At 58.1% G+C, this 11,596-nt stretch carries 11 protein-coding genes; 5 read left to right on the top strand and 6 right to left on the bottom strand.

Annotation, left to right across the window (positions count from 1 at the left end; translation table 11 throughout):
• Positions 1-40 precede the first annotated feature (40 nt).
• The 3 genes from ABLV04_RS08700 to cmoB are packed head-to-tail and all read left to right on the top strand — an operon-like array spanning position 41 to position 2,220.
• Positions 41-436, top strand: a complete 396-nt coding sequence (locus ABLV04_RS08700; RefSeq protein WP_008804243.1) for an MAPEG family protein — start codon at positions 41-43, stop codon at positions 434-436.
• 39 nt (positions 437-475) lie between these two features.
• Positions 476-1,219, top strand: coding sequence for a carboxy-S-adenosyl-L-methionine synthase CmoA (gene cmoA, locus ABLV04_RS08695; protein WP_004203422.1), 744 nt, complete (start codon positions 476-478; stop codon positions 1,217-1,219).
• Positions 1,216-2,220, top strand: a complete 1,005-nt coding sequence (cmoB, locus tag ABLV04_RS08690; protein WP_032456324.1) for a tRNA 5-methoxyuridine(34)/uridine 5-oxyacetic acid(34) synthase CmoB — start codon at positions 1,216-1,218, stop codon at positions 2,218-2,220. The genes cmoA and cmoB overlap by 4 nt, the downstream gene beginning before the upstream one ends.
• Positions 2,221-2,300: 80 nt before the next feature.
• Here cmoB and cutC read toward each other — a convergent pair whose 3' ends face one another.
• Both cutC and ABLV04_RS08680 read right to left on the bottom strand, forming a co-directional pair.
• Positions 2,301-3,044, bottom strand: coding sequence for a copper homeostasis protein CutC (gene cutC, locus ABLV04_RS08685; RefSeq protein WP_048297821.1), 744 nt, complete (start codon positions 3,042-3,044; stop codon positions 2,301-2,303).
• Positions 3,045-3,120: 76 nt separating this feature from the next.
• On the bottom strand, positions 3,121-3,690 hold the full coding sequence (locus ABLV04_RS08680; RefSeq protein ID WP_023290260.1) for a VOC family protein: 570 nt from the start codon (positions 3,688-3,690) through the stop codon (positions 3,121-3,123).
• 236 nt (positions 3,691-3,926) lie between these two features.
• On the opposite strand from ABLV04_RS08680, the gene argS reads away from it, so the two are divergent.
• The gene (gene argS, locus ABLV04_RS08675; protein WP_004203428.1) at positions 3,927-5,660 is read left to right on the top strand and encodes an arginine--tRNA ligase; all 1,734 of its coding nucleotides are present in this window, start codon (positions 3,927-3,929) and stop codon (positions 5,658-5,660) included.
• Between the two features lie 60 nt (positions 5,661-5,720).
• On the opposite strand, the gene ABLV04_RS08670 is transcribed toward argS, so the two are convergent.
• Together ABLV04_RS08670 and ABLV04_RS08665 are read right to left on the bottom strand one after the other, a co-directional pair.
• Positions 5,721-6,860 carry a glycoside hydrolase family 105 protein gene (locus tag ABLV04_RS08670; RefSeq protein WP_048336026.1) on the bottom strand — a complete coding sequence of 380 codons (1,140 nt, stop codon included), beginning with the start codon at positions 6,858-6,860 and terminating at the stop codon, positions 5,721-5,723.
• Positions 6,861-6,864: 4 nt separating this feature from the next.
• Entirely contained in the window at positions 6,865-8,448 is a 1,584-nt protein-coding gene (locus tag ABLV04_RS08665) for an MFS transporter (protein WP_023290263.1), read from the bottom strand.
• 356 nt (positions 8,449-8,804) lie between these two features.
• On the opposite strand from ABLV04_RS08665, the gene uspC reads away from it, so the two are divergent.
• Entirely contained in the window at positions 8,805-9,233 is a 429-nt protein-coding gene (gene uspC / locus ABLV04_RS08660; protein WP_004203433.1) for a universal stress protein UspC, read from the top strand.
• Between the two features lie 23 nt (positions 9,234-9,256).
• On the opposite strand, the gene otsA is transcribed toward uspC, so the two are convergent.
• The gene (gene otsA, locus ABLV04_RS08655) at positions 9,257-10,681 is read right to left on the bottom strand and encodes an alpha,alpha-trehalose-phosphate synthase (RefSeq protein ID WP_032453397.1); all 1,425 of its coding nucleotides are present in this window, start codon (positions 10,679-10,681) and stop codon (positions 9,257-9,259) included.
• Positions 10,656-11,444, bottom strand: a complete 789-nt coding sequence (gene otsB / locus ABLV04_RS08650; protein ID WP_023290265.1) for a trehalose-phosphatase — start codon at positions 11,442-11,444, stop codon at positions 10,656-10,658. Before otsB ends, otsA begins: the two co-directional genes overlap by 26 nt.
• Between the last annotated feature and the right edge of the window lie 152 nt (positions 11,445-11,596).

The raw sequence follows: 11,596 nt of genomic DNA, 5'->3' as shown, positions 1-11,596 counted from the left end.
ATATCCGGAGCCATCTGCCAGAGTTAAAGGGAGTTTTCGTATGGTCAGCGCGCTGTATGCCGTTTTAGGTGCGTTATTGTTAGTGAAGTTCTCATTTGACGTGGTGCGTTTGCGCACCCAATACCATGTAGGCTACGGCGACGGCGGCTTCAGCGAGCTGCAGGTCGCCATCCGCGTTCACGGCAATGCCGTCGAATATGTGCCGATTGGCCTCATTTTACTGTTATTTATGGAGATGAACGGCGCCCAGACCTGGATGGTGCACGTTTGCGGCATTTTATTGATCGTCGGACGACTGATGCACTCCTGGGGTTTTCATCACCGCGTCTACCACTGGCGCCGCTCCGGCATGAGCGCCACCTGGTGCGCGTTGTTGCTGATGGTGCTGGCCAATCTCTGGTATATGCCCTGGGAGTTGGTTTTCTCCCTCCGTTAGCGCACAATACGCCGTTTTCGTTTTTTCGGGTTTAACGTTATGTCTCACCGCGATACGCTTTTTTCCGCGCCGATTGCCAGCCTCGGCGACTGGACCTTTGATGAACGGGTTGCTGAAGTCTTCCCCGATATGATCCAGCGTTCTGTGCCTGGCTACTCCAATATCATCTCGATGATCGGCATGCTGGCCGAGCGCTTCGTTCAGCCCCACACCCAGGTTTACGATCTTGGCTGTTCGCTGGGCGCCGCCACCCTCTCCGTGCGCCGCAATATTAGCCATCCGGGATGTCGCATTATCGCCATCGACAACTCCCCGGCGATGGTGGAGCGCTGCCGTCGCCATATTGACGCCTATAAAGCGCCGACGCCGGTCGAGGTGATTGAAGGGGATATCCGCGATGTGGCCATTGAAAACGCCTCGCTGGTGATCCTGAACTTTACCATTCAGTTCCTTGAGCCGGGCGATCGTCAGGCGATCCTGAATAAAGTCTATCAGGGGCTGAATCCCGGCGGCGCGCTGGTGCTCTCGGAGAAATTCAGCTTCGAAGACGCCCACGTCGGTGAGCTGCTGTTCAATATGCATCATGACTTTAAGCGCGCGAACGGCTACAGCGAGCTGGAGATTAGCCAGAAACGCAGCATGCTGGAAAACGTGATGCTGACCGACTCTGTGGAAACCCATAAAAAACGCCTGCGTCAGGCGGGGTTCGAACATGCTGAACTATGGTTCCAGTGCTTTAACTTTGGCTCGCTGGTGGCAGTAAAATCCGGGGAGCAGGCATGATCGACTTCAGTAACTTTTATCAGCTGATCGCCAAAAGCCCGCTGTCTCACTGGCTGGAGACGCTGCCTGCCCAGGTAGCCGCCTGGCAGCGCGAGGCCCTGCACGGCAAGTTTCGCGAATGGGAGCGCGCCGTTGAGTTTCTTCCGGAATTAACGCCCTGGCGTCTGGACCTCCTGCACAGCGTCACCGCCGAAAGCGAAACGCCGCTCAGCGAAGGTCATCAGCTGCGGGTAGAAAACCTGCTTAAAAACCTGATGCCATGGCGCAAAGGCCCTTATTCGCTGTACGGCATCAACATCGATACCGAATGGCGCTCCGACTGGAAATGGGAGCGCGTCCTGCCGCATCTGTCCGATCTTAGCGGACGGACCATCCTCGACGTGGGCTGCGGCAGCGGCTATCACATGTGGCGGATGATCGGCGCGGGCGCGCATCTGGCGGTCGGCATCGATCCCACCCAGCTGTTCCTGTGCCAGTTTGAAGCGGTGCGTAAGCTGCTTGGCAACGACCAGCGGGCGCATCTCCTGCCGCTGGGCATCGAGCAGCTCCCGGCGCTGGAGGCCTTTGACACCGTGTTCTCGATGGGCGTGCTCTACCATCGCCGCTCGCCGCTGGACCACCTGTGGCAGCTGAAAGATCAGCTGGCGCCGGGTGGCGAGCTGGTACTGGAGACGCTGGTGGTCGAAGGCGATGAAAATACGGTGCTGGTTCCGGGCGATCGCTATGCGCAGATGCGCAACGTCTATTTTATTCCCTCAGCGGCGGCCCTGAAAATGTGGCTGGAGAAGTGCGGGTTTATCGATGTGCGCATCGTCGACGCCTGCGTCACCTCGACGGAAGAGCAGCGGCGCACCGAATGGATGACCAGCGAATCGCTGGCCGATTTCCTCGACCCACAGGATCAGCGCAAAACCGTGGAAGGCTATCCGGCGCCGCTGCGCGCGGTGATTATCGCCACCAAACCGGAAACGCAGCAGTCGCTGGCGAAGAAAGCGAGATAAAAAAAGGCCCCTGTTTAATGGGCAGGGGCCTGGTACGGGCAATCATCATATTGGGCGACATGATGTGCAGCAAAAACCGTTTAACTTCTGTCAGCGGAAATTATCTTTTTCATCTCCGCCACCGCTGCGCCATTGACGGCGTAGCGTCTGTATTCGTCCGCATCAGGATCGGCTGACATCGAAACGCCTGGATGCCGAAAGCGCATTTCCGATGGCAACCACTGGCCTGCAGAGCTATGAACCTCTTTCACCCCCGCCTGCAGAAACAGCGGCAGGTTCGCGGCGCGCACTCCCGCACCGGCCATAATGATTGGAGTATCCCCTGCGGCAATAAGTTCCGTAATTAATGAAATACCTTTCTCCGCCGAGGATTGCTGACCGGAAGTCAGGATACGTTTAACCCCCAGCTCACCCAGCGTCTCCCAGGCCTGACGCGGGTCGGCGCACAGATCGAACGCGCGATGAAAGGTCACCGCCAGCGGCCCGGCCGCGGCCATTATTTTTTTCATCCGCGGGATATCGACCTGACCATCGGCATTCAGCACGCCGGTCACCAGCCCGGGAAAGCCGAGCTCCCGCACCATGCGGATATCGCCAAGCATCGCGGCGAACTCCTCTTCGGTGTAGCAGAAATCGCCGCCGCGCGGGCGGATAATCGGATGCACCGGGAGGGTAATCGCCTCGCGGACCGAGACCAGCACCCCGTAAGAGGGTGTTAGTCCCCCTTCCTGCGGCGCGGCGCAGAGTTCAATACGATCGGCGCCGGAGCGCTCAGCCTCCCGGGCGCACGCCACGCTGTAACAACATACTTCCAGTACCGCCATTGCTCACTCCCTGATCCAGACAACCTTCTCAGCATGTCATGATTTCACGCGGCGGACGCCGCGCGGCTTCACACTGTTATGTATCGGCTTGCTCGCTGGCGACGATTTGTTCAATAGACCATGGGTGAAATTTGACCGTCACGCTGCCGTCGGTGACCGCCAGGGTGGGATTCGGCAGACGCTCATGTTCCCCTTTCGGCGAGCTGGTTTTGACGACGATCCCCGGCTGGCTGAGTCCGTCATCGGCCAGCAGCGCCAGAGCGCGGGCATTTAAGGTAGCCGGATCGCCGGGCAGGACAATTTCGATATGCTCCCAGCCTTCATGGGGATAACGCTTTTCACCCGGCCACGGCAGCTCAACGATATGAAAGCGCCAGTGCGCCACGCAGACCGGCTCCGCCAGTTTAAACAAGCAGATAGGCCGACCGTTGATCATATTCTCCGACAGCAGGGTTCCGCACTGCGCCAACCCACTGCGCCAGCGCTCCGCGGTGGCGTTCTGATGACAGCGCAGGGAGATATGGTCGGCGTCGAGTCCGCCGATCTCCAGTCCCAGTCGCGCAGCGAAGCGCTGTAGCGCATCGGAAAATCGCGGGAGATCCGCCGTAATATCGGCCAGTTGTTCAATCTGCTGCCAGTTCGCCATGGGTTTGCTCGTCACTTATGTTCATCAATAATAAAAAGGCTAATCTACCGTGTTTTAGGCCGCGGACCAACCGCCACCCTGCCGCTGCGTGACCGACCGACGATGGATTGCCCATGCCGCCGCGCCGCGCGCGATGCTGACGGACGGGGACAAATGCAGTATACTCCCGCCCTAATTTGTCCACATTCCGGCGCCGCCTCCCTCGGGGGCTGGCGCATTACACGTAAGGTATTCCGGTGAATATTCAGGCTCTTCTCTCAGAAAAAGTCAGCCAGGCCCTGATCGCGGCAGGCGCGCCTGCCGATTGCGAACCTCAGGTCCGCCAGTCAGCAAAAGTTCAGTTCGGTGACTATCAGGCCAACGGCGTGATGGCTGTCGCCAAAAAACTGGGCATGGCGCCGCGACAACTTGCAGAGCAGGTACTGTCTCATCTTGACCTCAACGGCATTGCCAGCAAGGTTGAAATCGCCGGGCCGGGCTTTATCAATATTTTCCTCGACCCCGCGTTCCTGGCGGACAACGTCAACCGCGCGCTGCAGTCAGAACGCCTGGGCGTCGCCACGCCGCAGGTACAGACCATCGTCGTCGACTACTCGGCGCCAAACGTGGCGAAAGAGATGCACGTCGGCCATCTGCGTTCGACCATCATTGGCGATGCCTCGGTCCGTACCCTGGAGTTCCTGGGCCATAAGGTGATCCGCGCCAACCACGTCGGCGACTGGGGCACCCAGTTCGGCATGCTGATCGCGTATCTGGAAAAACAGCAGCAGGAAAACGCCGGCGAGATGGCCCTGGCCGACCTCGAAGGTTTTTATCGCGAAGCGAAAAAACACTACGACGAAGACGAAGCCTTCGCCGAGCGCGCGCGCAGCTACGTGGTTAAGCTGCAGGGCGGCGATGAGTACTTCCTGCAGATGTGGCGTAAGCTGGTGGACATCACCATGTCGCAGAACCAGATCACCTACGATCGCCTGAATGTGACGCTGACCCGCGATGACGTGATGGGCGAAAGCCTGTACAACCCGATGCTGCCGGGGATCGTCGCCGATCTGAAAGCCAAAGGGCTGGCCGTGGAGAGCGAAGGCGCCACCGTGGTGTTCCTTGATGAGTATAAAAACAAGGAAGGCGAACCGATGGGCGTCATCATCCAGAAAAAGGATGGCGGCTACCTCTATACCACTACCGATATCGCCTGTGCGAAGTATCGCTATGAAACACTGCACGCCGACCGCGTGCTCTACTACATCGACTCCCGTCAGCACCAGCACCTGATGCAGGCGTGGACCATCGTGCGTAAAGCAGGCTATGTGCCGGACTCCGTGCCGCTGGAACACCATATGTTCGGCATGATGCTGGGTAAAGACGGCAAGCCGTTTAAAACCCGCGCCGGCGGCACCGTGAAGCTGGCGGATCTGCTGGACGAAGCGCTGGAGCGCGCGCGTCGCCTGGTGGCCGAGAAGAACCCGGAGATGTCCGCTGATGAGCTGGAAAATCTGGCGAAAGTGGTGGGTATCGGCGCGGTGAAATACGCCGACCTGTCGAAAAACCGCACCACCGACTACGTTTTCGACTGGGATAATATGCTGGCGTTCGAAGGCAACACCGCGCCGTATATGCAGTATGCCTATACCCGCGTGCTCTCCGTGTTCCGCAAAGCCGGCATTGACGAAAACGCCCTCACCGACGCGCCGGTGGTGATTGCGGAAGATCGCGAAGCCCAGCTGGCCGCGCGCCTGTTGCAGTTTGAAGAGACCCTCTCCGTGGTCGCTCGCGAAGGGACGCCGCACGTGATGTGCGCCTACCTCTACGATCTGGCGGGCCTGTTCTCCGGTTTCTACGAGCACTGCCCGATCCTCAGCGCGGAAAGCGAAGCGACCCGCAACAGCCGCCTGAAGCTGGCGCTGCTGACGGCGAAAACCCTCAAGCTGGGCCTCGATACCCTCGGTATCGAAACCGTCGAGCGTATGTAAAACCAACCCGGCGAAAGCCGGGTTAGTTTTTTCAGGCGCCGCGCCTGCGGGGTCTCCTGCTCAGAAATACTTGCGCAGATACTCGGTCAGACAGAGGATCGCCATCGCCTGGCCGTAGGGCATCGAGGTGAGCGGGATCTGGCGATAGAAATCAAGGTCTGACCCCATTCCGGTGCCAAAGGAAGTCTGCAGCAGCTCCCCCTGCGGCGAAATATTCTGCACAATTCCGCGAATCGCTTTTTCAGCCACCCCGGCGTAGTGCTGCCCGACATATCGCTTGCGCACCGCTTTGAGTATGCCGTAGGCAAAGCCGGCGGTCGCCGAGGCCTCTGGATAAGAGTGCGGGTCGTCCAGCAGGGTATGCCACAGGCCGCTGTCGTCCTGACATTTCGCTAAGGCGGCAATTTGCGCGTTCAGCACCTCGGTCAGATAGCGCCGTACCGCATTCCCCTCCGGGAGATCCACTAACTCAAGAAAATCCGGGATCACCATAGTGAGCCAGCTGTTGCCCCGCGCCCAGCGCGCCCGGGCAAAATTATGCCGACCGTCATAGCTCCAGCCGTGAAACCACAGCCCGGTTTCCCGGTCCATCAGGTTCTGCACGTGGAGCAGGAACTGATAGGTCGCCTCCTCCACATACTGCGGACGGTGAAGCAGCTTGCCAATTTTGGCTAACGGCAACACGGTCATCATCAGGGTGTCATCCCACATTTGCTGGTGGTTTTCTTCCGCCAGGGTGATGTGCTGCATGCCGCCCTGCTCGGTACGAGGCATCTCATACATTGCCCACTCCGCCCAGCTCTCCAGCCACGGCAGATATGCCTTACATCCGGTCTCTTCAAAGCGATAGGCCAGGGTCAGGAACGGCGCCATGGTGTTGACGTTTTTGGTCGTTGCCCCCTCGGCGAAGCGGTCGGCAAACCAGCGGTCAATAATATCGCGCATCTCGAGATCGCCGGTTTGCTGATAATACTGATAGATGCCATACAGCCCGACGCCGTGGGTCCACTCCCAGCCGGCCCAGCCTTTGGTATCAATAACGCGCCCGTCATCCAGGCGCAGTAAAAATTGCCCGCTCTCATCCTTAATATTCACCAGGTTTTGCGTCACGTTGCGGATGAGCGCCTGCAGTTCGCTACGGGCGATAAAACGCTCAGGCTGACAGAGTAATGGGCTATGTTTGACCGGCCAAACTTTCATGTTGTTAACCTCGGGTATATGTCGAATTCAAAGCGCCGCCCTGGGTGAGCGCCGGGGCAGCAGGTTTATGACGATTCAGGTAGCCAATATTGTTATTTCCCCACAGGCAGTCGTAGGGCATCCCCGCCAGCATCTCGACGACCGCGCGGTGTTCCGCACTGGTCAGTTCCGGCTGGGCGTGACCGCTTTCGCGCATTCTTAGGGTTTCGCTGCGCAGGACGCTGTGGGTATGCAGATTGAGTTTGAAGCGCAGCGAAACGAGGAAGCCGCAGGCTAAGACCACCAGCGTGCCGACGCTGAGGATCAGCAAAATGGTATGGCTGACCCCTTCAGGCTGTATTTTTTGCCCGGAGACAAACCCCGACAGCTGCATGATGATGCCCACCAGCATCACCGCCCCCGCCTGCGAGGCTTTGCGGGTCAGCGTCATGATGCCGGCAAAAATCCCCTCCCGGCGCTGCCCGGTGATCGCTTCGTCGACGTCGGCAATATAGGTGTAGGTATTCCACGGTACGTAGTTAATCCCGCCGCGTCCCAGTCCGGCGACAGCAGAGATGAGCAGCAATAACGAATAGACGTCGCTCAGTCCGGCGTAATAGAGCAGCGCATAGGAGAGCGAGCTCAGGCCAAAGAGGACCACCACCATGCGGTACGACGGTGCGGGGCCAAAGCGAATGCACAGCGGGATCATGGCGATCACGGCGATAAACTGGAAAATCGCCATCGTCCCCAGCAGATTCGAGGCGACAGAGGCCTCCTGCATCAGAACAAAGACCACGTAATAGGTGAACACGGCATTGAAGACGTCCTGGGCGATATAGCCCCCCAGATACATGCCGAGGTGCTGGCGGAAAATTTTTATCCGCAGCGTGGAGCTCAGCTCAATCACCAGGCGATTGAGGCTCTGGGCGAGGGTTAAGTTCTGTTTTTCCGCTTCCGCCCGCAGCGCCGCCTCTGACCAGGCCTCACGCGGCCGCTCCCAGGTGAAACACCAGACGAAGGTCAGCATCACCGCGCACAGGACCGAGAACACCAGACTAGCATAAAAGAACGAGCTGGCATTGTCTTTGCCGAGCCAGGTAAGGAGGATCCCCGGCAGAAAGGAGGCTAAAATCGCCGACATTTGCGCCATTGAGATGCGCGCGCCGGAGAATTTGGTTTTCTGTTTAAAGTCATCGGTCATCTCCGGCACCAGCGTCTCGTAGGGCACCAGAATCATGGTGTAGACCATATCAAACAGCAGATAGGTGATCAGGTAGTACCAGAAGCCCATCTCGCCAACCCACATCGCCGAGTAGCTGAATACGCACGGGATGCCGAGCAGAATAAAGAATTTTCTGCGGCCGAAGCGCTTGCCGAGCCAGGTGGTGCCGAAGTTATCGGTGAGAAAGCCCATCAGCGGGCTCACCACCGCATCCAGTACGCGGGCGGAAGCGAATATCAGCGTGGCTTCTATCGGAGAGAGTCCGCAGAAGGTGGTGTAAAAGTAGAGCAGCCATGCGGCGGTTAGCGCCGTGGTGCCGGCGCCGAGGAAATCGCCCGCGCCGTAGGCCAGGTAGTTAGCCAGTCCAATCTTTCGTGTTTTCATCGCCGTGATCCTGTGTCTTTTTTTAAGAGAACGCCGACAATCTTTCCGGATTTGCCACCGGAAGGGAGTGGGTACCTGGCTACACTAAAAGCAGCGAAACGACGTTACCTTTGTGCTTTTGCCACGCAACCGCCGCCGGTGGCAAAATGACAAAGAGATGACGTCTTCACTTCACTCATTTATAAAACGGCATTTCTTTTAAATCAAAAGACAGGTTCATCATTGTGATCTGACCGGAAAAACACCGACTGGCGAAGAGGCTCGCAAATCCCGGGATCGGCCCTTGCGCAGCCGGGTAAACAGGAGTAAAGAAAGAAGGAAAGAAAGGGTTATTCCGCGTATCTCAAGGAGGCCAGATGCCTTATTCACATCTGCTGGTTGCCGTCGCGCCAACGCCGGAGAGTCAGGTATTAATTAAAAAAGCGGTGTCGATTGCCCGGCCCGTGAACGCGAAAGTGAGCTTTATCACCCTCGCCACGGATCCGGAGCTGTATAACCAGTTCGCTGCGCCGATGATGGAAAATCTGCGCGAGGTGATGCAGGAAGAGACGCGTGATTTTCTCAACGAGCTGGCGCGTCACGCGGACTACCCGATAGAGAAAATGACCATCGCCTGCGGCGAACTGGGCCATCATATTAAGGACTTCTGCCGGTCGCACCAGGTCGATCTGGTGATCTGCGGCAATCATAACCATTCCCTTTTTTCGCGCGCCACCTGCTCGGCGAAAAATATCGTCGGCAGCTGCGGCGTCGATGTCCTGTTGGTTTCCCTTGAAAAGGGCTAACGCCGGTTAGCCCTTTTCCTGAACTAGGCCAGTTTAGGGAACGTGGCTATCTTCCCCCGCAGGCGGCTCTCCTCACTGCGCGGTGAAATATGCTGCAGATCGTCGACAAAGCGCGCCTGCCAGTTATGAATATCATTTTCTCTGATCACGTCCAGCATCGCAGAATGACGGGCAATACGTTCCGCCAGCGGCATGCTAAGGGCGCGATCCAGCGCGGCGGCAACCTCGTCGCGATCGTAGGGGTTGACGATCAGGGCGCTGGTCAGCTCCTGCGCCGCGCCGGCAAACTGCGACAGGACCAGTACGCCAGGGTTATCCGGATCCTGCGCCGCCACGTATTCCTTCGCCACCAGGTTCATACCATCGCGCAGGGGCGTCACCAGGCCGACGTCAGAGTAGCGGAAGACCTTCATCAGCAGCTTACGGTCAAAATGCTGGTTCAGGTAGTAGAGCGGGGTCCAGCCAAGCTGGCCAAACTGGCCATTGATGCGCCCGGATGCAGTTTCCAGCTGGTGGCGGATATCCTGATAGGCCTGCACATCGCCGCGGGAGGTCGGTGCGATCTGGGTATAACGGATCTTACCGTGATGCTGAGGATACTTCTCGAGCAGCGTCTCATAGGCGAGGAACCGCTCCGGCAACCCTTTCGAGTAGTCAAGCCGCTCCACCGAGAAGATATTCTTCACGTTTTTGAGCTCGTTTTTCAGCTGGACCAGCTTCGGCGGCAGCGGACCTTTGGCGTTGCGCGTAATCTCGTCCGGATCGATCCCTATCGGATAAACCTCAGTGCTGAACGCCTTACCCCACGCCTGATAGCGTTTGTCTCCGAGGTCGGAGAGTCGGGTCTGCATGGCAATGCTGTCAAGAAACGCGGTTCTGTCGCTTTCAGTCTGGAAGCCCAACAGGTCGTAATCGCACAGTTGCTCCAGCAGCTCAGCGTGCGGCGGTAGCGCGTTAAAAATCTCCGGCGTCGGGAACGGAATATGCAAAAAGAAGCCGATCCGGTTGTTGACCCCACGCTTGCGCAGTTCGCTGGCGAAGGGCAGCAGATGGTAATCATGGATCCACAGCGTATCGTCTGGCTCGATCAGCGGCAGAAGCTTGTCCGCCAGCATGGCGTTAACTCGCTGATATCCCTCCCAGGCTTCGCGCTGGAAGCTGACCAGATCAAGACGATAGTGGAAGGCCGGCCACAGCACGGCATTAGAGAACTGGTTGTAGTATTCATCATGGTCACGTTCATTAAGGTTGAACGACGCCCATGAAATATTTCCGCGGGAGACCTGCTTCAGCGGTTGCTGGTCATCGCCAATTTCGCCGCTCCAGCCAAACCACAGACCCCCTGCCGCTTTCAGTGCCCCCAGGATGCCGACGGCCAGACCGCCAGCGCTCGATTTTTTATCGTCCGGTAAGGCGATACGGTTAGAGACTACGACTAAACGACTCATGGTCATCCCTCCTTTCGGTTTGCGCGTCATACGCCAGATGTTGCAACCACGTCCTTACGGCGGCGGCATCCGCCAACCGCCAGTGCGCCTGGGTTTCCCCGGCGCCCACTTTTATCGACATTCCCTGCAGTTGATTAACCACGCTGAATCCCGCTTCGTCGGTCAAATCATCGCCGACAAAAACCGGTTCGCGACCGGCAAACGGCGCTTCCTGCATGAAGGCGGTGATCGCCTCCCCTTTGTTGACACCGCGGGGTTTAATCTCCACTACGCACTTGCCAAGCTGTAGCGCCAGCAGCGGGTAGCGCTGAACGATGCGCTGCGCCAGCTCCAGCACCGCGCTCTGCTGCTGCGGCGCCTGGCGGTAGTGGAGCGCGAAAGCCATCTCTTTACTCTCCAGCTCGCACCCGGGGAGCGCCTGCAACGCCGAGGTCAGCTCAGCCGCGATTTCATCGCGCAGAGCCGACGGCAGAGAGACAATATAGGTTTTACCATTGATATCACGGCGTTCAGCCCCGTGAACACCGGCCAGCGGTAGCCGCCAGGGATGGGTTAGCGCGTCAAGTTCAGACATTGAGCGCCCTGAAATCAATGCCACCGCCCCGCCCTGCTGCCGGGCCAGCGCGTTGAGCGCCTGCAGCGTGTTGTCGGGTATCACCACCTGATCGGGGTGCGGCTGGATATCGGCAAGAGTACCGTCGAGGTCAAAGAAAAAAGCGTAGTTTCCGGTTAGCGCAGGCGGTACAGATATCTGGTTATCCACCCTGTTTCCTCCTTATCATGGCCAGCCGAAGCTGGTTGTTAATTATATGTTAGCCATGTAAGTATAGACAGTGTGACCAACCTCGCCATTTTTGATAGTTACCGCCAGCGAAACGGGCGCTGGCGGTAATTACTCTGTAGACTTAAAAGTTA

Origin of the sequence: Klebsiella sp. JN_Kp127 (genome assembly GCF_040062505.1) — a bacterium.
In the GTDB taxonomy this organism is placed as follows: domain Bacteria; phylum Pseudomonadota; class Gammaproteobacteria; order Enterobacterales; family Enterobacteriaceae; genus Klebsiella; species Klebsiella quasipneumoniae.
The sequence above is the reverse complement of the archived record's forward strand: the minus strand, read 5'-3'. Positions and strand labels throughout refer to the sequence as shown.